This is a genomic window from Mixta theicola (assembly GCF_002895925.1).
Lineage (GTDB): Bacteria > Pseudomonadota > Gammaproteobacteria > Enterobacterales > Enterobacteriaceae > Mixta > Mixta theicola.
In genome coordinates, this window is record NZ_NWUO01000022.1 from 1 (window position 1) to 20,470 (window position 20,470).

Sequence of the window (20,470 nt, forward strand, 5' to 3'; positions counted from 1 at the left end):
TGAAGGCGAAGCTGCTCTCCTGGTACTGCACGCAGTACTCCCACGCCCGGTAGCTGCCGCTCAGCCGGTCCTCCACCTGCACCCCGTACTCCGCCAGCAGCCGGTGGATTATCTGCACCGCCGTCTGTCCCTGAAAAATGCGCGAGTTTTTGTCGCGCTTCATCGGCCACAGGTCCGGCTCCACGGTCAGCTCGTACACCGCGTAGCGCGTGCCGCCCAGCTCCTCGCTGTGTACTGCCGCCCGGGTGATTTTACCGTTGAGGTGGCGCATGCCGCCCGGCAAGCTTCCGGTGGGGATGTCCAGCGTCATCGGCTGGCCCAGCAGCGCGTGCCGCCGGATGCGGGCGTCGGTGCCCAGCAGCGTGACGGTCAGCGCGAAGGCGTGCGACAGCGCCTCACGGCCCTTCAGCTTCCAGAAAAGCAGCCCCTCCAGCGGGAGCCGTGCGGTGATACGTTCAGACATGGGTTGTGTTCCAGAATCAGCGGAGCCCGGCATAGCGCCGGGCGATCGATATAAAAAGAATGGGTTGTTTCAGGAATGCAGCCTTAGAAAGAGGCGGCAAGAAATCTGATATTTAACAGCTACGGTAACTATTTAATGCCTGCACCAGCGCATTAAAGGGCAGGATAATATCCTCCTTATCTACCTCTTCGCCCTGCGTCTGCTGATTAATTGCCTCATGCAGTACGGAAATATAATCGTTAGCCGCATTGATAATAATTTCGCAGTCTTGATTATTCTGCTGTTGAATTAATTTACGCCAGCCAAGGGAAAGTTCTTTTAGCGTCGCTACATTATGTTTTAAAGTCATATCTTCAGCGGGCGTGCGATCTTCGCTTAATTCATGCAGCGTCTGGCGTGAAAGATAAACCAGGCCGTTGCGATAATGTTCAGCGCTGTCTGCCGGCGAGTTCTCATAGGCGATTTTTATCCGCTCGCTATTGGCAGCGTAAATCGCCTTTAAAAAGCTGTCCCGCTTCGCCAGCAGCGTGGTAAAAGCGGCAACGTATTCGGCATTGCTACGACGCGCCAGCTCGCCCTTATCCTTTAGCCAGCCTTTACTCTGCCGGTAAGCGTACAGCTTATCGCTGAGAGGAAGCAGCTTATCGATACTGGCTTGATACGCTTGCGCCGCACTGTCAAGCTGCGGTAATGCGCCCGGCAGGCTTAAGCCTTTTGCCAGCCATTCATTGATAGTGCGAAATATTACCGGATTCATCACAACATAGGATGTCAGCGCTACATTCGCCGTTAGCTGTGGTTCTGTCTCGCGTTGATAGTGGTAAAAAGCTTCGGGCAAAGAATAAAAATTAACGCTGGATTCACTGTTGGCCGCCTTAATAAAAGCGGCGTATTTGTCGTTGATTTGGGTTTGTGCTGAGGTTGCGGCTGTGTTTTTAACGTTATTAACGGGTTGATCGCATGCGGTAATAAAAAGCGCCAGCGTCGCGGTGATTAACAGGCGCCATGGATTATTTGCCATTTCCTTTCCTGTAATTATTTTTCCTGAGAAGAAGTGGCCATCTTAAAAAAGATGACCCTATTTTTTTACCTTAGCTTTGTGGATTAATCAACCAGACCCCGGCGCGATCGATCGTAATTTTCTGTTCTCGCGATGAGCCCTGATTGGTCACGGTGAAAGTATATTCTCCCGGCGGCAGCTGCAGCGAGGCAAAACCGTTGGGCGACGGCACCAATGCCTGCTGATTGCCGTTTAACGCCACGTCATCGCCCAGCCGCAGTTTGATATAAACCTGAGCAATCGGCTCCGGCGGCGGCGCTTCCGGCTGTACGGCTGGCTGCGGCGCGCTGTTGGCCGCAGTTTGCCCAGACGCGCTGACGACGGCTGGCGCCTCTACGCTGTGCGGCGGCGCGGTCGCCGTGATTGCCGCAGCGTCACTGTTGCCTTCACTGTTACCGTTACCGGCAATCATCGCGCCAACGGCAATGCCCACCAGCACGCCCGCCGCCGCCAGCCCCGGCCACATATAACGCTTCAGCGGCGATGCTGCCACAGGCGCTGGCGCTTCCGGCTCCACCGGCATCAGCATAGTGCCCGGCCCCTCGATATTCACGTTCAGAATATCGTTCAGATCGGAAACCGACAGCTCCATTAGCGCGGCAAAAGCATCAATCGACTGCGGACGATCTTCCGGCTTCAGCGACAGCGCTTTATCAATGGCGTGCAGCAGCGGCAGCGAGAAACCGGTCGGGCGCTGTTCGGCCAGCGGCTGGTAGTTATCTTCAATGCTGCGCACCACGCTAACCGGCGGCGGCGCGCCGACAATTAGCGTATGCAGCACCGCGCCCAGCGCGTAAATATCCGTCCAGGGGCCCTGCTCGCTTTCATTATTATCGCTGTACTGCTCAATCGGCGCAAAGCCGGGCCGCAGCATGGTTTCGGTCTCATCCGAGAGATTGCCGATAGTCTGGCGTGCCGAGCCGAAATCAAGCAGTACCGGCATCATATTTTCCTGGATTTGGATGTTATCCAGTGAAATATCGCGGTGCAGATAGCCTTTCTGATGAATGGTGTTAATAGCGCCGAACAGCGGCGGCAGCAGGCGACGGATCCAGGTTTCATTCACCAGCTCAGGGCGCTGGGCCGCCAGACGCGACAGAGTAGTGCCGCTGTAAAATATCGTGCCCATATAAGCGGTATCGTTTTGCACCCAAAAGCGCAATACGTGTAGCAGGTTCGGATGGTTAAAACGCGCCAGCAGCCGGGCCTCCTGAATAAAACTGTTCAGTCCGGCATGAAACGTTTTGCTAAAGCGTTCGCTGCGCAACACCAGATTAAGGTCATCGCTGCGTACCGCCAGCGAAGAAGGCATAAACTCTTTGATAGCGATGGTGCGCTCAAGCTGATGATCCCAGGCACGATAAACGATGCCGAAACCGCCGCCGCCAATTACTTCCTTAATTTCAAACTCATTAAAACGGTATCCAGTCGGCAATGCGTTTGGCACCGTTCGGTTGTTATCGTGTTCTGCCATGATGGACAACTCTCTGATAGCTAAAGCTTACGCCTCAAACTGACACTGAAACTCACCCTGATCAAAACTGACGCGCAGGTAACGGTAGCGCTGATCGTGTGCGCTGGCCGTGAGCAGCAGCTGGCTCATTTGCGGCAACAGCGTATTGGTCAGAATGGCATTGACCATGCGCCCGCCCGACTCCACTTCGGTGCAACGCTGGACAATTTGACTAATCACGCCATCATCGATTTGCGAGATGATAGCGTGATTATCTTCAAGACGACGCTGGATGCGTTTTAGCTGCAGGCGAACAATCGCGGCCAGCATTGTATCGCTTAACGGATAGTAAGGCACAACCAGCAAACGACCAAGCAGAGCCGGTGGAAAGTGTTCCAGCAGCGGCCCGCGCAGCGCGGTGGAGAGCGCTTCAGGCTCCGGCATCAGTTCAGGATCGGCGCACATGGCGCTGATAAGCTGGCTGCCGACGTTAGAGGTCAGAATAATAATGGTATTGCGGAAATCGATATGGCGACCTTCGCCATCCTCCATCCAGCCCTTATCAAATACCTGGAAAAAGATCTCATGCACGTCCGGATGCGCTTTTTCAATCTCATCCAGCAGCACCACGCTGTAAGGCCGACGTCTCACCGCTTCCGTCAGCACGCCGCCTTCGCCGTAACCGACATAGCCCGGAGGCGCGCCTTTCAGGGTGGAAACGGTGTGCGCTTCCTGGAACTCGCTCATATTGATAGTAATAATGTTCTGCTCGCCGCCGTACAGCGATTCAGCCAGCGCCAGCGCGGTTTCAGTTTTTCCCACACCGGAAGGGCCGCACAGCATAAAGACGCCGACCGGCTTATCAGGATCGTCCAGCCGCGCGCGCGCGGTGCGCACGCGTTTAGCGATCAGCTCCAGGCCATGATGCTGTCCGATAACGCGCTCGCTGAGCGTATCGGCCAGATTTAACACCGCCTCGATCTCATTTTTGACCATCCGTCCCAGCGGAATGCCGGTCCAGTCGGAAACCACCGCCGCGACCACGCTGGCGTCTACTGCCGCAAACAGCAAAGGCGCTTCGCCCTGCAGCACGCTGAGCGCCTGCTGTTTTTCCGCCAGCTGCTGCTGCAGCGCCGCAAGGTTGTCAGCCGGCTCGCCGTACAGCCGGGCGCGTAGCGAAATAATCGCCGCCACCCGCTCGCGTTCCTGCTGCCAGCGTTCCGTCAGCGCATCGCGCTCCTGCGCCAGCGTTGCCAGCCGGGCGTCAAGCTGAACGATCCGCTCACTGCCGCCGCTCGCAAGTTTTGCTTCGCGCTCGGCGATTTCGCGCTCGGTTTCCAGCGCGGCGATACGATGCAGACAATCTTCCAGCTGCGGCGGCTGCGCGCCCTGGCTGACGGCAACGCGGGCGCAGGCGGTATCCAGCAGCGCCACCGCCTTGTCCGGCAGCTGACGCGCCGGAATATAGCGATGAGAAAGTTTCACCGCCGCGCTGACCGCCTCATCCAGCAGCAGCACCTGATGATGTTTCTCCAGCGTGCTGACGATGCTGCGCAGCATTAGCAGCGCTTTCTCTTCGTCCGGCTCGTGAACCTGCACCGTCTGGAAGCGGCGGGTCAGCGCCGGATCTTTCTCAATATATTTTTTGTATTCCGCCCAGGTGGTCGCGCCGATAGTGCGCAGCTGACCACGCGCCAGCGCCGGCTTTAACAGGTTGGCGGCATCGCCGGTGCCCTGCTGGCCGCCAGCGCCCACCAGCGTATGAATTTCGTCGATAAACAGCACAATTGGCGTTGGGCTGGCGTGTACCTCATTGATCAGCGCCTGCAGACGCGCTTCAAATTCGCCTTTCATGCCGGCGCCTGCCTGCAGCATGCCCATATCCAACAGCCACAGCTGTACATCACGCAGCGGCGGCGGCACGTCGCCAGCGGCAATACGCAGCGCCAGCCCTTCCACCACGGAGGTTTTGCCCACGCCCGCTTCGCCGGTCAGCAACGGATTGTTTTGCCGACGACGCATCAGAATATCCACCATCTGACGGATTTCTTCATCGCGACCGGCGACCGGATCGATTTTGCCTTCGCGCGCCCGCGCCGTCAGGTCCTGCGCATACTGCGCCAGCGTTCCTTGCCGCTGCGGCGCCGCCAGCACGCTTTCCGGCTGCGCGCTTTCCGGCTGCGCCTCTTTGCTGTTGGCGAAAATCGCCTCGAACTGCTCCATCAGCAGATCGGCGCTGAGGCGGCTGAACTGCGGCGAAATGCTTTTCAGCACGTTGGCGAGGTTAAAGGTTTTTAGCATGCCGATCAGCAAGTGGCCGCCGCGAATCCGGGTCACGCCAAATTTCAGCGATCCATAAACCCAGGCACGCTCAACGGCGCTGTCGATATGCTCCGACAGATCGGAAACCGCACTGGCCCCGCGCGGCAGGCGATCCAACGCCGCGACGATATCGCGCGTCAACGCCTCTTCATCAAGGGAAAAATGGCGGATCAGCTGCTGCAGATCGCCATCCTGATGCTGCATCAGCTGATGCAGCCAGTGAACCAGTTCAACATATGGGTTGCCGCGCAGCTTACAAAAGGCCGTCGCGCTCTCCAGCGAGGTAAATAATAGCGTGTCCAGTTTGCCGAACAGTACGGCGCGGCTGATTTCTGACATGATGATCCCTGACGGATAAGTTAAGTATGTAAAAGGATTGAAAAGTCTGCGCTTTAATAACTATCTATCGAAATAACTCAGGATGTATTAATAAATACATTTTTTGTGCGAAATGCTACGGTTATCGTTTTAAAGGCACTTGTTAGAGAATAAATCTCACGCCTTTCAAAGTAACTTAATCGTTTAAGCCTTCTTTTTTTTATCTCCATGTTCCCTTACGGGCAACATAAACCCATAAAAAATCGCAAAAAAAAGTGCACTCAGATCCCACCATAATGGGCTCTGCGGCATTAAACCAAGAAAAACGAAAACAACATCCATTCCGTAACGAAAAATAATAAACTGTAAAACACCAGCGAATAATACGCCGATAAAAACCAGGACAAGCTTCACCTGGCTCAGTTGGGCTTGTTTTTTTTTCAAAACAAAGAAAAGCACAGCCAGCAGAGTAGACAGAAGTATATGCAGCCAATTAAGCCATATACCTGGTTGCGTAAGCGATATATCATCATACATTATTCATTACCGCCTTGCTGATGCTGAATATAGATGCCGGTTAATGTTGCGCCATCAACATAGGCTTCAACAAACAACGCAGTTTTACCCATACTTTTCCAACCTCGAATAAAATCATGATTAATGTGGCGATACAGACGGAACGTGTCTGCCCGTAGCACGTTTCGTCCAAGCCCATAACCAGAAAGAGCAAGATCGGCAATGTTATAGATATAATCAGAGCTTCCAGCAGTTACTCCCGCCTGGCGGGCTATGGCATGGTATAACCCTTTCACATAACCCACCCTGCTTTGATGAAAAAGTAAATAATAGCCGTTTTCATAAGCATTGTTTGCGCCATGCGCTATTAACGGCGCACCGTAAGCTGAACATGCCATTCCCAGCGTAGCTTTACAAACGCCGAATCCGGCAAAAACCTGCAAACCTCCGCCGATAAAACCGGCCTGCTTCAATATCAAGTTAGTTATGGCGCGCTTTTTCTCTATTTCTATCGCGGCATAATAAATGGTTCTTTCATTTGTCAGGCGGAACTGCTGTTCTTCAAGGAAAGTCTGTTCTTTTTTAATGACAGCTAATGCTCCAGCAGCTGTAAGACATCCTGAACGTACCTCATGCAATAAATAATCAGTGAGATGACTTATTTCATCGAGAAGCATTTTCCTTGCAGTGTCCATAGAAAAATATACCAAACTTAATTTGTAAGCATATTCTTTTAGATCGGAACACGCTTTTTCTATCGGTATTATATGGTTTGTCATCGTTCAAATTCCCTTTCAGTTGATTCCCCTGTTATCTGCCTTCCCTATCCTCCGGGGTAAATATTAAATCGCCGCGAGGCTGAGGCATTGGCTGCTGACCAAGCCAGGCGCTGTAGCCGAGGCGTCCTTCGCCGCCGGGCACGGTGCCCGGCACCTCATCGCTGGCCAGCAGCAGGCGAACTTCCCAGACATATTCAATACCCAGATACTGACGTACCCAGGCGCGCAGCTCTTCCGCATAACGTTCACCAGGTAAAAACTGCTGGTAACACGCCAGCGACAGCGGACCAATTTCGATGCGCAGCTTATGCTGCACATCGCGCACCGCCACGCCCAAAAAGGTGGACTCGCCGAGTCGCGGCATCTGACGCCCTGTGCCAAGTCGGGCGCGCTCGCGCTTATCCAGCGCCAGCCACTGCGGCAGGTTTTGTTCGATGCGCACCGGCACGCCAAAGTAGTGGCGCAGAATTTTTTCCAGCCCCTCCGCATCCCGCCCGTGGCGGCTGAGATGGCCCGCCAGCATCAGGCGGGCATGCTCGCTCAGGCGGCCTTTTTTCCGCTGCGCGGGCTGGCCCATGCCGATCAGGCTGGCAAGATAACTGTCGAAACGCTGTCCGTCCGGGCGATCGAGCGATACCGTAGGCTGCGCATCGGCCCAGGCGCGATAAAACAGCAGCGTCAGCCGGTGATGAAACAGATCGGCAAAGGCCGTCAGGCTGGGATCCTGATGATGATAAAGACGCTCGCGCGCATGCTCCGTCATATGGACTGGCAGCGGTCCGTTGGGACCAAACAGGCCAAAGCTCAGGATCGATACGTCGTACAGTTCGCTATCTTTACGCGTGCCGATGGCAGAAAGCGTTGATGGCGCAAAGGCCAGAGAAGGCGTCTGACCGATACGCAGCGGCTCATGGCGCGGCAGCGGCGCGCGTCCCAACGGATATTTCTCGCCGCCCTGCGCATCGATCCGTCGCAGCATCTGAAACAGATCGTAGCGCCACGGCGCCTGCATCAACCCGTTCCAGAAGCCCTCCGGCAGACGTTGTAAAATACGCACCGGCTGAGCATCCGTCTTCATATTAATGCCCTTTTGCCCATGCGCGGCGGCCAGTAACCGACCTCGCCGCGCTGCTGGCTGACTAAGGTCATCTCGGTAAAACTGTTACTGGCGACCAGCCGCGAAAAAAGGCGCTCCAGCACGCTGCCGAACAGCCACGGGCTGCTGCCGGAAAACGCCTGCTCATCAACCGTCAGTTCAATGCCGATGCCGCGCGCAAAAACAATCGGCCCCGGCTCCGGCACCCGACGATGCACCGGCCGCAGCTGACAATGGCGAATGCCTTCGATCTGGCGCGCGACGGGCGCTTCCGCCAGATTGGCATACAGAGCCAGCATCTGGCGCAGCGCGGCGGCCCCTTCGCCGTCATCGCTGTCCATCAGGCTGAGATAGTTCATCTGCAAATGGCTGATTAAGCGCCAGGCCGCCAGCCCTTCCGCCAGCGGCTCTCGCGGCGGCGTCGGCCCTTTACGCATGGTTAACCCGGCGGCAGGCACTGAATCAGGCAGCTTAAAGCCCTGCTGATCCTGTTGCAGCAGCATCAGCGGCAAATCACGGCTGGTACACAGCACCTCGGCGGCGATGTAACGCAGATTGTCGCGCCAGGGAGCGTGCTGCTCATCCACCAGCGACAGGAATACCTCTGAGCCAACATAGCCGGTACGCGCGCCGTAGCGCTGCGCATGCTCCGACAACGTGCGCTGTTCGCGCCGCAGTGAAAAATAGGCGCCGTAGTTGCCGCTGTCGTGACTGTAGGTGCTCCAGAAAGGCCGAAAAATTTGCTCTTCACGCTGGCCTTCCAGCGTGCCGTACAGTTTTCGCACCGAGTAGACTTCATAATCCAGCGGACGAATATTATCGACCACCAGGTGATATTCATGGCGGCTTTCGCTGAGCTGCTGCCGCTCGGCCACGCGCGGGAACAGGTTGATAACCGGCGTGCAGTGCAGCGCCAGATGGCTGCTGTCCACCACGCGCTCCAGCGCGGCGTCCGCTTTATCCAGCAGCAGCACAATATCAAATTCGCGCTCGCCGTTAGCCTGCGCCAGCAGCGGGCGTAGCTGGCTGATGCTGATAAACTGGAAGCGCGCCGGGAAGGCAAAATATTCCTGCAACAGGCGGTAGCCGTCAAAATTGCGCAGGTCATCCGGCAGCAGCGCCTGATCCGGCGCGAAGCCCTGCTGGGTTAAGGCATCATCGCTTAATACATGACGACGTGGCGCTTTGCCTGCGGTCTGGCAGAAAATGCTGACCGTATGCTGCATCAGCAGCTCCAGCAGCTTTAACGCCTCAATATCAGGACCGCTGAGAAAAAAGTCCAGCCGATCGAAATCCATATGATCGAGCGTGGTGGTGCTTTCACAGCTCAGGCGAATACGCAGCGCGCTGACCGCTCCGCGCTGGCCCAGCCCCATTTGGCCCAGCGGAATATCCGCCGGCACGCCGCCCAGCTCCACCTGCTTAATATTCAGCGGCAGCAGCGTAACGTCATGCGCCGTGGCGTAGCTACAGATAACGCCGTTTTTCTTCAGCAGCTGGCTGTCCATCATGGTGCCGCGCGCACCAGAAACCCGCGATTAATATCGCCCTTTTTGCTGTCAGGATGCAGCTCGGCAATCGCCATCGACGGCGTGGGCGCCAGATAACCCGGCGCAATCATTTCCAGTAAACGCTGCGAAAAGCGCGGAAACTCCGCATCCATTTTTAGCTGAACGCGCGAGGTCAGAAAGGCGAAGCCTTCCATCATGCGCTCAACGTAAGGATCGGCGACGTCGATGCCGCTCATGCCCAGACGCCTGGCCACTTTCGGATAGCGCTCCGCAAACTCCGCGCCCATTTCACGCAGGTACGCCAGCTCACGGTTGTAATATTCGAGCAGTTTACTGTCCATGCTTAACCTACATCTTTTAGCTCAAAATAGCCGTTTTCCAGATCCACGTCGGTGCGGAACAGAAACTCCAGCGGATAAGGCACGCACCACAGGCGTCCTTTGATTTCAATCGACAGCACGTTATGCAAGTTGAGCGAGTGGGTATCGGAGATACAGCGCACCTGCAGGCCCTGCGGCAAAATACGCGGCTCAAAGTTAATAATCGCTTCGGTCAGCTTGCGCTGAATATCGTGCCATTCAATATCAGACATACGCTGTCCGGCCAGCGGCGCGACGCCAAAATTCAGCACCGAACGGCGAACCTGACTACAGGAGGTCAGGTCATGCTGGGCTTCGTTATTAATGGTGTTAAACAGCCACTGCAGATCGCGCAGCACGTGCCGCCTTAACGTACTGTGTGAGATAAGCCGCTGGTTAGCTGTCTCGCGGCTTTTGCCCGGCTCATCGTCCATCAGGCGATCCAGCAGCGAAGGCTGGAGCTTATCGCGCGCGTTCAGGGTCGATTGATCTTTACGGAAGCGATAGCCGCTGTGCAGCAACTCAGCGCCGTCGGCGGAGCGCGAGTTACTCATCGGCCAGATCGCTGGCAACGAAGGTCAGCGTCTCCAGGCTCAGCAGAGAAAACTCTGCGCTATCGTTTAGCCAGACTTTCTGGCCCTGGCCGATATAATGCTGCTGCGCCTCATCCAGCGGCTGCCATTCGGTCAGGCGCGCCAGCCGCAGTTCATCCTGCGCCTGCGCTGCGAAGGGATAACGAACCGGCACCTGACACACCTGCTCAGAGCCATCCACCAGCCGCACCAGCGTATGTCGCCAAACCAGATCCGTGACGCTGACGGGTGCCTGAAAGCGCATCTCAGCAATGGCGCTAAACGGCACCCAAAAATAGTTGCCGTTAACCAGCAGCTCACACACCGGGCCAAGACGGCCATCACCATCGATCAGCCAGGCGAAAGGCTGCGCCTGCTCGCTTCCCTGCAGCAGCACGCTGCCGGGATTAAGCGCGGCGGCTTCAAGCGCGGCGCTACGCAAATCATCCGCCCGCGCCCGCTCGCCCTGAATATCCGCTTGTAACGCGGCGAACAGCTGCCCGGCCCAGCGCCAGGCTTCGCCCGGCAGGCGCGGTTTATCCTGGCCGGCAAATACTGCCGCCCGCTGCAGTTCTCCCCGACTCGCCTGTTCCAGCAGCGTGACGGTCGGCTGCGCCTGTGGTTTTAGCGCCGCCCAGGATTTCAGCTGGGTTTGCGCCCGCGTCCAGTTACCCGCCAGGCAAAGCAGCTGGACAAAAGCAGCGCGCAGATCGGCATTAGCCGGGGCCGCTTTGATTTGCGCTTCAACGCGCGCCAGAGCATCATCCAGCGATCCGCCCGCCAGCAGTTGTTGTAAAGAGTGCATAGCGCTTCCTTTTTGCGAGTTATTTAATGGCGCGCCAGGCGCCTGCCGCCGGATCTTTCAGCTGCGGATACAGCTCTGCCACCAGCAAGATCGTTAACGGCGCATCGCTGAGATAAGGCGCCCACACTTTATCTACCTCGCTCAGCCGCGCCTTTAACGCGCCTTCGTCACTGGCCTCCGCCTGGCTCATCTGTACCGCCACGGTGCCGGTCGCCTGCCAGCCGTTAAGATCGTTTGACCAGGGCAAAATTAGCCAGCTCTGCGGTGAGCGCTCGTCAGCCAGCACCATGCGCTCGTTATTGACGGTGGTCATTTGCAGGCCGCGCTTGTCGCTTTTTGCTGCCAGACCAATAATCGGGAAGCCCTGCAGAAAGGTGACGGCAATATTTTTCGCGGCGTCATGATCCACGCGCGTTATTTGCGCCTGCCCGTTCAGCCAGCCATCTTCAGCACATTTCACGCCTTGTTTCGCCGGGACAAACAGCGCGCCGGTGCGATTGTCATCGTTCCACCAGGTACGGAAATGACAGCCGTCAAGCAGACTGAACTGCAGCCACGGCGTGGTATCCGCCGGAGGAGAAAGATCTTCCAGGCTTATTGCCGTCGCCGCAGTCGGCTCCGGCGGCGTTACGTTAACCTGCCAGTCGTTGGCCTTTTCCGCGCCGCCTTTTGCCAGCGCTTTTCCGTTTGCATCTTCCATCTGCCAGCTGAGCGTTGTCAGCTTGCCGCACTGGCTTTGCATTAGCGCGCCAACCTGCGGCAGAAATTCTTCCAGCACCGCCGGCGTTTTATCGCCTTTCGCGACGATACGCAGCGGCAGCTGGCGCGCGCACCAGTCGGCGGCATTCTGGCTTTTAACGTTATCGATCCACACGTCCAGTTTTTTGGATCGCGAAGAAACAATATTGTAATTTTCCGCCCAGGCGCTGGAGGCCATCAGCAGCGTTAACGCGCCGGTTAACCAGTATTTCATAACGTTCCCTTGAGAATTATTTAATCGCGCAGCGGAATGAACTGCGCCGCTTCCGAGAGAGAATGCAGCAGCGTAGTATCCTGCGGCGAACCGACCCAGACCGCCATAGCGCTGTAGTTATCCTGTTCGGTGTCCGACTGTTCTTCGCTGTTTTTCAGCGCCTGGTGCATCAGCGTCAGCCACTCTTCCGGCGTGTTGACCATATGCAACGCCTGCTGCATCTGCTGCTGCGAAACGCCGTGCCAGAAACCATCGGTGCACAGCAGAAACGCATCGCCATCTTCAATCGGCACTACGTCGCTGTAGCTGGCATCGCGCCCCTCATCATCCATTCCCAGCGCAAAATAGAGCAGGTTGCTGTTGATGCCTTCCGTCTGGTGACCGGCATCTTTCATCTGCTGGATCAGGCTGTGATCGGTGGTAACCTGGTACAGATAGCCGCGCCGGAACAGATAAAGGCGGCTGTCGCCCGCGTGCGCCCAATAGGCCAGCTGATAATCACGATCGATAAACAAACTGACCAGCGTAGTGCCCATTCGGCTGTAGTCGCGCTCGCTTTTTTGCTGCTGGCGGATCGCCCGGTTAGCATTATTGACGTACTGGCGAATTTGCTGCGCATCCAGATGCGCAGCGCCGTCGAACTGGTCAATAATGGTGTTGCGCGCCAGTCTGGCGGCCAGATCGCCGCCGGGAAATCCCGCGACGCCGTCACAAACTACAAAGCAGGCGGAGCGCGTTCCTACGATGTCGCCCGTCTGATCCTGATTGCTCTCGCGGGCGCCCTGATTCGACATTGAGGCAATGGTGATATTCATCATTCGTCCGAGGCGGTTTGTGAGTCTTTATACTGGTTAACTTCCATATCGTAAGCGTGCAGGAAGGCTTCGCCGAACAGCGTATGGAAGTCGTCTTCAATTTCACCGGCCGTTTCGTTATAGCGACGGTTAAAGTGCTCCCATAGCGCCGCCTTACGGCTGCCGGGCAGCGAAAGCCGTGAGGTTACGCCTTCCTGACGCGCTTCTTCCTCCAGCTGCTGCGGATTAAAGGATTGCAGCATCGCAGCGATAATCGCGCGAATACCGGCAATCATCCCCAGCTGATGCGCCTGCAAATCGACCAGCGCATCGCGCACCGCCTGTTTCGGCGGCATAAAGCCCGGCATGCGGCTGCCGAACATCTGCATCAGCACGGTTTTACCGGATGGCAACAGCTTGAACGGGTTATTGGCATCATCCAGGATGACGGTCATATCCGCTTTTACGCCGCGCTTCAGAATGGAACGCGACGACAGCAGCGCAACCGTTCCCTGCGAGAACATGCCAAGCATTTGTCCCAGCTGCTGCATATTTTCCCGATCGAAATGCGGCGTTGGCTGCATATCATTCAGTCCCATGCCGTCCAGCAGCGCCTGCAGCAGCTCGCCCTGCAGCGTTTCCCCGCCGGAGGAGAGGTTATACGGCTGGCTGCTGGTGGAGGCGACCGGATCGATACGTAAACGCCCTTTCGGCGGCGGCGTTACGTTGCGCTGCACCGCCTGCGGCGTCGGCAGCGTAATCCCGCCGTAGTCAGGCGTTTCCGGCTGGCGCGGCGGCTGATTAAATAGCGGCGAGGACTCAATGCTGTTCGGCTTATCGGCAGGCAGATCGGCAAACAACGGCGAGGCGCTGAGAGCATTATCGTCGGCTTTTACCGCGTCGTTAAAGTCAGCATCCTGGGTGGCGGGCGGCTCATCGGCAAGCAGCGGCGAGGCGCTGAATGTATCCTCCACAGGCTTTGCGCCAGAGTTAAGATCGGCAGCCTGCGGCAGCTCGTCGGCAAACAGCGGTGAGCGCGCAATATCGTCGTCGCTGCCGAACAGTTCCTGTTTGCCGGTTTCTGCCGGATGCGCCACAGCCTGCGCGGGCACGGCCTGCTGCGCGCTGGATGCTTCATCATCCGGATGCGCCAGCGGCACCGCGCTTCCCATCATCAGGCCGAGCGGATCGTCGCTGTTAAGCTGCGCGGGCGTAGCATTGCCGCCGCCAAACAGCGCCAGCGGATCAAGCTCATCTTTCGCTTTCGGCTGCGCCGCCTTTCCCGCGACAGGCTGCACCAGCGTCGTCGGCGTGCTGTCATTAAAGATGCTGTTCGATTTAAACAGTTCATCCTTTTCAAACAGCGCGTCGGGCGCCTGGCTGCGGCGATCGAAGCTAAGCGGCTCGCTGGTTTTGAACTGCGCCAGCGGATCTTCCGGGTTGCGGTTTTCCGTGGTCGGCGTCGTCAGCGGATGCGCGTCGCCTGCGGGTGCCGCAGACTTCACGCGGTTAGCGGAGATGCTATCGGAAATCGAAAACTCTTTCGCCAGGCTATCCCAGATTTCACTGGGAATGGCTGCGGTGCCCTCTGCTGCTTTTGCTGGCTGGGCAGGCTGCGCTGCCGGAGCCTGCGGCGCTGGGCGGAAAGCTGGCGCGGCGGCCTGTGCGACAGGCTGCGCGGCGGCGGAGAGTTCGTTAACCAGCAGACGATACTCATCAATGCCGAGAATATCGCCATCCTGCAGCTCAACCTGGCGGCCGCGCTCCAGCGGAATATCATTCAGCTCGACGCGCGTCACGTTGCCACGATTGGTGATCCGGCATTCGCCGTCAGCGGTAATATGCACAATCGCCTGCAGGCGGGAGATGGTGCGATCATTATCGGGCAGCACCAGATTGTTATCGACGCCGCGGCCGATCGTGCCGCCGGGCGGTAAAAAGTCACAGCTGCTCTGCGGCGGCTGATGCCCTGGTTTATTCGTTATAATCGTAAAGCGCATAACGGTTTCCTGCGTTTGAGATATTCGGCGTACAAACCGCGCGGGTCTCGGTGAAACCGGCGGGGTTTGTATATAAAGAAGGAAAAGTCAGATCATTAATATGAGGTAAACGGGTAAGCCAGCTTCAGCCGGGCAACAGCGTTAATCGAAAATGATTAACTTCATTGCAACCAGCCACTAAAATAAGATTCATATCAAACTATTTTTTCAAAAAAAGGCGTCCTTGTTCATTTTCGCCCAAGATAAAATGAGTTGAGTAACGTTCTTCCTGAGTGTCATCATTTTTAATCTTGACCGCTACATCATATTCGCCAGGCTGCCATTTTACTTTATTCCAGAAAATACACTCCCCAGCCATTATTTCTTGTCCGCGATCAGCTTCTTCGGGTAGTGTTACTGTTTCCCATGAATCACTGTTGCGCAATGAAATGTAGGGGGCGCCGACTTTAATAATAGTGTTGAATCTATTTTTTTCAGGAACAATAAAACATAATTTCTCTTGCTCAAGCTTTACCAACAGAGGGTGATAAAATGGTCGTTCCAGATGACAACCTGAAAGAAAGATTACGAGTCCCAGGCACGATACTTTGATATTCATATAAAAGCCTTTTTATCGTCAGGTTTTATTAAGAAAATTTCAAGAGCATTATTATACTTTTCTTTTATGTCTGGCCCTATAATTCCAGTAAATGTGGATATAGCTTTAAACTCGCTTAACCCCAAGTAAACCAAACAAAAATAATCGGAAATAATCGATGCCTGCTGTTCCATATTGAAATCGGAAAGTTTTTATCGGGTGGCAAAGAGTAATTATAAGAAGCTATCCAACTAAAAGCCCCTCGCATTCTTACATTCATACCAATTTGGTGCTGTAAGACATGAACCATTTCATGTATGAACCAGTGTTGTATTCTGCCGGGCTCTGCTGAAAAATCGTAAGATCTCACCAGCAGTTAATCTTCTTGAATTTCCTTCTTTCATTACTGGCATGTTCATTTCCTTTATGAAAGTTAAACGAGAAGAATGCCCATTCCTAATTATAGGCTGATTTTATTAGAATTGCTTTCAAAGATATTAGCACCTTTACTTTTATATTATCCGCAGTAGCCATAAAAAAGCAGAGATAAAATTTACATCTTTTTTATTGGTGTAATAGCCTACGCCACATTAGCTATCTTCTTTTCCTTTATATTGCTTAACGATGCTTTCCAGTTCAGCGCTATGATAAAGATCGATACACTTAGCTAATGTCATTGGCTCGCGGGACTGGCTGGAATATTTATTTGCAATAAATTCATTCGCCAGTTTTATTACTGCGCTATGAGCAGCTAAAGAATAATTGCCAAACTCCAGGTAACCACGCGCGGTAGCAGAAGCGTCTTTTTTAACTTGCTTACTATTATACCCTTTAGCAACACAGACACTTAAAGCATAGTTTTTTATATATTGTTCGCCAGTATATTCTTTCTTTGCATTGAGCGGAGATGAAAAAAAATAAAGCTATCACAACGACAGTAAAGCCAACTAGTTTAAAATCCATATTGATGCTTCATTAGCTAAAGGGAAGTAGCAATGATCGGAACAAGTACTACCATTCCAGAAAGTTGCATGCCTGCTTGCATCATTCCATCCATTGACGGTAAAAACCAGCATTCCATTTAATCCATTAAAATCATGGACCGTTGGGTTTACAACTGTTTTTTCAGGTTTACCATAAATTTCATACATGTCAGTAAAATACTGGGTAGGTTCCTTTTCCCCAGGTTAAATGTTTAAACCAACATTCCCTCCTGTTTTCTCGCCTACTTTTGAAACGTTAACATTGATTTCGCTATAACGATTCCAGGCTTGTAAAAAAGTGGCCTATTCATAACACTCCTTCTAATCATCACTATCCATAAATACACCCGCCCGTAAACGAGCGGGTGAAAGCGATTACATTTCTTTATTTTCTTTGATATTCCAGCCAGCGCTGCTTTCTGCGCCTTTACCACCGGCAGAAGTCTGCTCCCAGTACTGCTGTTTAACTTTCGCAGCCTGGAATGTATAGTTAACGCCTACGGTGTCGCCGTTATCGATACCGTTGTACTGCACGGAGGTCACCAGCACATCTTCCAGCGTGATTTTGGTGTATTCGATCTGCTGGCCGCCCGCTTTGCATACGGACAGTTCAACTTTGGTCAGGTGCTTACCGCTGGCGCAATGCTTCAGGATAGCGGTAGTAGACTTGTCGATCAGCGCGTTAACGTGCAGATCGCTGAAGTTTACTTTACCTGCGCCGCCGCCGCCGCCAACGGACATGTTGCCCGGCTGGGTTGCCCCCCAGGAGAAAGATGTGATGTCGGTCCAGCCTTTGTGGTTGGAATCCAGGGACTCACCGGTTACACCGTCAACCTTCAGGAACATATCAATAGCCATAATTATCTACTCTTTATTGGTCAAAGTTGCTTTCGATAAAGCAGTGATATGGCAAACAGGAAAGCATGGGGCTGAATAAAACAGTCCATATTTTACCTCTGCCTCGTTTCTGCATATTCATAGGATAAACATGCAAAATTTCGTCTGGGAAACACTTTTATTTATAAATAAGATAAAGCATTTATAAATTTTATCTATTTATTGATAAAATATAGCTATCCGCCGAATTAATAACAGTCATCAGAACTATGATACCTTTCTTTTTCTGTTTTTACTGATGATACTAACAAAACAAACTTTTCCGATAGCAAGGCCTTCATTTAGATTGTTATTTTTATTATGCGATAGTAGATGCTGCTTTTTCATTGGCTTAAGCTAAAAACCAACATATTGAGAAAAATAAAACAAAATAAAGTTTCCCTGTTCAAAACTCCTTTTTGAAAATAATCTTCCATAAATACACCCGCCCGTAAACGAGCGGGTGAAAGCGATTACATTTCTTTATTTTCTTTAATATTCCAGCCAGCGCTGCTTTCAGCACCCTTACCGCCTGAAGAGGTCTGCTCCCAGTACTGCTGCTTCACGCGTGAGGCCTGGAAAGCATAATCAATCCCCACCAGATCACCGTCATCAGAACCGGTATACTGTACGGAAGTAACCAGCACATCTTCCAGAATAATTTTGGTGTATTCAACCTGCTGGCCGCCCGCTTTACATACAGAAAGCTCAACTTTAGTCAGATGTTTACCGCTGGAACAGTGCTTCAGAATGGCAGTAGTAGACTTGTCAATCACCGCCTTAACGTGCAGATCGCTGAAGTTTACTTTGCCCGCGCCGCCGCCGCCGCCAACAGCCATGTTGCCCGGCTGGGATGCGCCCCAGGAGAAAGATGTGATGTCAGTCCAGCCTTTGTGGTTGGAATCCTGCGACTCACCGGTTACTCCGTCAACCTTCAGGAACATATCAATAGCCATAATTATTACTCCTTGTTGTGGATAATCGCTTTTGTTAAAGCGCTGCTAATTAAGGAAAATGATACAGAGTAGCCTGCATGTTTCCTTATCCTTTTCTATAAATGTCGTCGTAATTTTCAAAGGCTTTATAAATCTGGAAAAAATAGTTAGTTATCCTGATACCAGTTATGTTCAGGGTTTTCCGTAATGACTTCCTTTACTACGTCATCAAGATCTTTGCTGTGATAGAGTCTGAAACAGTTGAGCGTGTAGCCTTTGCTTTTAACTAGAGATTCAACATGAAAGTGGTTTTGTCGGTCTTTATATTTATCAATCACCGCATTGATTTTTTCATCACCCTCGGCAATATCATAGGGTGCCCATGACCGCATGGCATTTGAAGACTGTCCAGCATCCAGAGCCATCATTTTATTGTTAGCGTTAATCATTGCAAAGCATCTGGCTAATGCCATATCTTTGATTAACTGCGTATAGGGTAATCGCTTCATAAAGGCTGCACCATCTTCCATATCTTTTCCCCATGAAGGAAAAATTGCAAACACCAGGCAAAATATAAATAAAATATTTTTTTTCATGGCAACATCCAAAAATTAGCGGCAATTGTGGAATAATTAGCACCCGGCTCATTAAAATAGCAATGATCTACGCATATTCTTCCGTCCCAAAAAGTGGCGTGACCGCCCGCATCATCCCATCCAGATATTTCAAAAAGGATCAAACCATTTTTATTTTTTAGTTTATCTACAGGTATTCTGGGATAGTTTATAATGAGATCTGGCTTCCCCCACTCTCTCTTTAGGTATTCAATTAGATCCTTTACCCGGTAAAAATACCATTTTTTATCAGCGCCAGAAACCGTCTTATTACCATATCGAGGGACAGGGTGCCCGGTATAATTTAAAACATAGCTCATTCTTACCGCACAACTATTTTCCCAGCCACCTATATTGGCCGGAATCTCAAAATTCTGCCTGACCTTCCCACCAATAGTTTCCTTTACTTTCTTTAAAGGGTCAGCCGGATCGTAAATCCTTTTAGCTGCTGTCCATGCAGAAATAAAGCGGGGTCTTGAGTTCATAGCTTTCATCCTGTTTGAGTTAAATCCATTGTATCAATCAGCGATGGGATATTGCGCTTTAGCTAAAATATTACAAACAATAATTATGACGTGAGGACTTATTTTATTATACCAGCCATTGATAAAATATTTTCCTTCATTTCTGGCTTACCTGTTGTTTTTATAATAGTTACGAGCTTTCGCCTGGCATAGTTACCAGTAATTATCGGTTTTTCCCCTGATAGCTAACAAGGCACATCAGTATTGCTTTTTATAAACACCCACATTAATTTGTGGCTTTCAGTATTTATACATCGTCTACAGAGCACCAGACACTGAACAACTTATTACTTTAAAATAAGTTTCTCTTTTGACCTAATAGCAATATAAGGATAATCAATGAAAAAATCTATCGCGTTGATTTTTACAACCATTTCTCTAATTATCGGCTTTTATACTTTAATTGATATATCCGCTCTGTTTAGTATGTGCTAGCTTATGAGTCTGTTACCAACAACGCATCTGGGATAATATTTGGCAAACGTTTATTCTTCGTAATAATTTCTACAGCTTTTCTTTTCGCTAAATATTTTCAGAAAATCAAAAAACCAGCCTGATCTTTTCTGCCAGACAATATATAGCGATAGATGCACCCACTAATGAAATTAATATAACTCCATTTACCGCTGAACAAATCACATTACCACCCCAGTCAAACACGAAGATATAACACCCTACAACGCAAAAAAACAACATAAATGAAATAATCATCAGACTATAGATGAAAATATATTTAATGGCGATTTTAATCATATGTAACTCCAGCTAAAAAACCGTCAAATATCTCTTTATCTATAGCACTATGGACTGACTGATGATTTATCGCCTCAATCAAAGGCTTTACACAATCTCTTTTGGGGAACGCGTTGCCATTATTTACTCTGTTATTATTGATTTATCCTGATTAATAAAAATTGTAAGTTACAAAAGTCTTTTTCAA

General features: G+C 52.2%; 17 protein-coding genes and 2 pseudogenes. All 19 read right to left on the reverse strand.

The features are described from left to right. Nucleotides 1–463: contractile injection system protein, VgrG/Pvc8 family (locus COO59_RS19125; protein WP_276308282.1), on the reverse strand; the 463-nt coding region annotated here is incomplete at its 3' end. 112 nt (nt 464–575) lie between these two features. Then, a complete protein-coding gene (locus tag COO59_RS19130; protein ID WP_103061285.1) occupies nt 576–1,484 on the reverse strand; it encodes a DUF3829 domain-containing protein in 909 nt (302 codons plus the stop codon). 70 nt (nt 1,485–1,554) lie between these two features. Beyond that, entirely contained in the window at nt 1,555–2,997 is a 1,443-nt protein-coding gene (locus COO59_RS19135) for a serine/threonine protein kinase (RefSeq protein WP_103061286.1), read from the reverse strand. A 27-nt stretch (nt 2,998–3,024) separates the two neighbouring features. After that, the gene (gene tssH / locus COO59_RS19140; protein ID WP_103061287.1) at nt 3,025–5,637 is read right to left on the reverse strand and encodes a type VI secretion system ATPase TssH; all 2,613 of its coding nucleotides are present in this window, start codon (nt 5,635–5,637) and stop codon (nt 3,025–3,027) included. Between the two features lie 183 nt (nt 5,638–5,820). Beyond that, the gene (locus COO59_RS19145) at nt 5,821–6,153 is read right to left on the reverse strand and encodes a hypothetical protein (RefSeq protein ID WP_103061288.1); all 333 of its coding nucleotides are present in this window, start codon (nt 6,151–6,153) and stop codon (nt 5,821–5,823) included. After that, a complete protein-coding gene (locus tag COO59_RS19150; RefSeq protein WP_103061289.1) occupies nt 6,153–6,911 on the reverse strand; it encodes a DUF4225 domain-containing protein in 759 nt (252 codons plus the stop codon). Before COO59_RS19150 ends, COO59_RS19145 begins: the two co-directional genes overlap by 1 nt. A gap of 31 nt (nt 6,912–6,942) precedes the next feature. Then, nucleotides 6,943–7,989, reverse strand: coding sequence for a type VI secretion system baseplate subunit TssG (tssG, locus tag COO59_RS19155; protein WP_103061290.1), 1,047 nt, complete (start codon nt 7,987–7,989; stop codon nt 6,943–6,945). Next, nucleotides 7,986–9,859, reverse strand: a pseudogene (tssF, locus tag COO59_RS19160) (type VI secretion system baseplate subunit TssF). The gene tssG and the pseudogene tssF overlap by 4 nt, the downstream one beginning before the upstream one ends. Before the next feature lie 2 nt (nt 9,860–9,861). Beyond that, the gene (gene tssE, locus COO59_RS19165; RefSeq protein ID WP_103061291.1) at nt 9,862–10,431 is read right to left on the reverse strand and encodes a type VI secretion system baseplate subunit TssE; all 570 of its coding nucleotides are present in this window, start codon (nt 10,429–10,431) and stop codon (nt 9,862–9,864) included. Next, the gene (locus COO59_RS19170) at nt 10,424–11,254 is read right to left on the reverse strand and encodes a type VI secretion system accessory protein TagJ (RefSeq protein WP_103061292.1); all 831 of its coding nucleotides are present in this window, start codon (nt 11,252–11,254) and stop codon (nt 10,424–10,426) included. Before COO59_RS19170 ends, tssE begins: the two co-directional genes overlap by 8 nt. A 19-nt stretch (nt 11,255–11,273) precedes the next feature. After that, a complete protein-coding gene (locus COO59_RS19175; protein WP_103061293.1) occupies nt 11,274–12,227 on the reverse strand; it encodes a hypothetical protein in 954 nt (317 codons plus the stop codon). Nucleotides 12,228–12,247: 20 nt separating this feature from the next. Continuing rightward, nucleotides 12,248–13,042, reverse strand: coding sequence for a PP2C family protein-serine/threonine phosphatase (locus tag COO59_RS19180; protein ID WP_103061314.1), 795 nt, complete (start codon nt 13,040–13,042; stop codon nt 12,248–12,250). Then, on the reverse strand, nt 13,042–15,021 hold the full coding sequence (gene tagH, locus COO59_RS19185) for a type VI secretion system-associated FHA domain protein TagH (RefSeq protein WP_103061294.1): 1,980 nt from the start codon (nt 15,019–15,021) through the stop codon (nt 13,042–13,044). Before tagH ends, COO59_RS19180 begins: the two co-directional genes overlap by 1 nt. Before the next feature lie 199 nt (nt 15,022–15,220). Next, entirely contained in the window at nt 15,221–15,619 is a 399-nt protein-coding gene (locus COO59_RS19190) for a putative T6SS immunity periplasmic lipoprotein (RefSeq protein ID WP_103061295.1), read from the reverse strand. A gap of 569 nt (nt 15,620–16,188) precedes the next feature. Further along, nucleotides 16,189–16,512 (reverse strand): annotated as a pseudogene (locus tag COO59_RS19195) (T6SS amidase immunity protein Tai4 family protein); the annotation flags it as partial. A gap of 444 nt (nt 16,513–16,956) precedes the next feature. Further along, nucleotides 16,957–17,439, reverse strand: a complete 483-nt coding sequence (locus COO59_RS19205) for an Hcp family type VI secretion system effector (RefSeq protein WP_103061297.1) — start codon at nt 17,437–17,439, stop codon at nt 16,957–16,959. Nucleotides 17,440–17,930: 491 nt separating this feature from the next. Continuing rightward, on the reverse strand, nt 17,931–18,413 hold the full coding sequence (locus COO59_RS19210) for an Hcp family type VI secretion system effector (RefSeq protein ID WP_103061298.1): 483 nt from the start codon (nt 18,411–18,413) through the stop codon (nt 17,931–17,933). Nucleotides 18,414–18,559: 146 nt separating this feature from the next. Further along, a complete protein-coding gene (locus COO59_RS19215; protein WP_240614166.1) occupies nt 18,560–18,988 on the reverse strand; it encodes a T6SS amidase immunity protein Tai4 family protein in 429 nt (142 codons plus the stop codon). Next, complete coding sequence (locus COO59_RS19220) at nt 18,985–19,491, reverse strand: type VI secretion system amidase effector protein Tae4 (protein WP_103061299.1); 507 nt, start codon at nt 19,489–19,491, stop codon at nt 18,985–18,987. The genes COO59_RS19215 and COO59_RS19220 overlap by 4 nt, the downstream gene beginning before the upstream one ends. Nucleotides 19,492–20,470 lie beyond the last annotated feature (979 nt).

What these genes read in the sequence shown, in the direction of transcription:
- COO59_RS19130 (WP_103061285.1), bottom strand. Translation starts at nt 1,484, where the DNA reads ATGGCAAATAATCCATGGCGCCTGTTAATCACCGCGACGCTGGCGCTT.
- COO59_RS19135 (WP_103061286.1), bottom strand. Translation starts at nt 2,997, where the DNA reads ATGGCAGAACACGATAACAACCGAACGGTGCCAAACGCATTGCCGACT.
- tssH (WP_103061287.1), bottom strand. Translation starts at nt 5,637, where the DNA reads ATGTCAGAAATCAGCCGCGCCGTACTGTTCGGCAAACTGGACACGCTA.
- COO59_RS19145 (WP_103061288.1), bottom strand. Translation starts at nt 6,153, where the DNA reads ATGTATGATGATATATCGCTTACGCAACCAGGTATATGGCTTAATTGG.
- COO59_RS19150 (WP_103061289.1), bottom strand. Translation starts at nt 6,911, where the DNA reads ATGACAAACCATATAATACCGATAGAAAAAGCGTGTTCCGATCTAAAA.
- tssG (WP_103061290.1), bottom strand. Translation starts at nt 7,989, where the DNA reads ATGAAGACGGATGCTCAGCCGGTGCGTATTTTACAACGTCTGCCGGAG.
- tssE (WP_103061291.1), bottom strand. Translation starts at nt 10,431, where the DNA reads ATGAGTAACTCGCGCTCCGCCGACGGCGCTGAGTTGCTGCACAGCGGC.
- COO59_RS19170 (WP_103061292.1), bottom strand. Translation starts at nt 11,254, where the DNA reads ATGCACTCTTTACAACAACTGCTGGCGGGCGGATCGCTGGATGATGCT.
- COO59_RS19175 (WP_103061293.1), bottom strand. Translation starts at nt 12,227, where the DNA reads ATGAAATACTGGTTAACCGGCGCGTTAACGCTGCTGATGGCCTCCAGC.
- COO59_RS19180 (WP_103061314.1), bottom strand. Translation starts at nt 13,042, where the DNA reads ATGAATATCACCATTGCCTCAATGTCGAATCAGGGCGCCCGCGAGAGC.
- tagH (WP_103061294.1), bottom strand. Translation starts at nt 15,021, where the DNA reads ATGCGCTTTACGATTATAACGAATAAACCAGGGCATCAGCCGCCGCAG.
- COO59_RS19190 (WP_103061295.1), bottom strand. Translation starts at nt 15,619, where the DNA reads ATGAATATCAAAGTATCGTGCCTGGGACTCGTAATCTTTCTTTCAGGT.
- COO59_RS19205 (WP_103061297.1), bottom strand. Translation starts at nt 17,439, where the DNA reads ATGGCTATTGATATGTTCCTGAAGGTTGACGGTGTAACCGGTGAGTCC.
- COO59_RS19210 (WP_103061298.1), bottom strand. Translation starts at nt 18,413, where the DNA reads ATGGCTATTGATATGTTCCTGAAGGTTGACGGAGTAACCGGTGAGTCG.
- COO59_RS19215 (WP_240614166.1), bottom strand. Translation starts at nt 18,988, where the DNA reads ATGAAAAAAAATATTTTATTTATATTTTGCCTGGTGTTTGCAATTTTT.
- COO59_RS19220 (WP_103061299.1), bottom strand. Translation starts at nt 19,491, where the DNA reads ATGAACTCAAGACCCCGCTTTATTTCTGCATGGACAGCAGCTAAAAGG.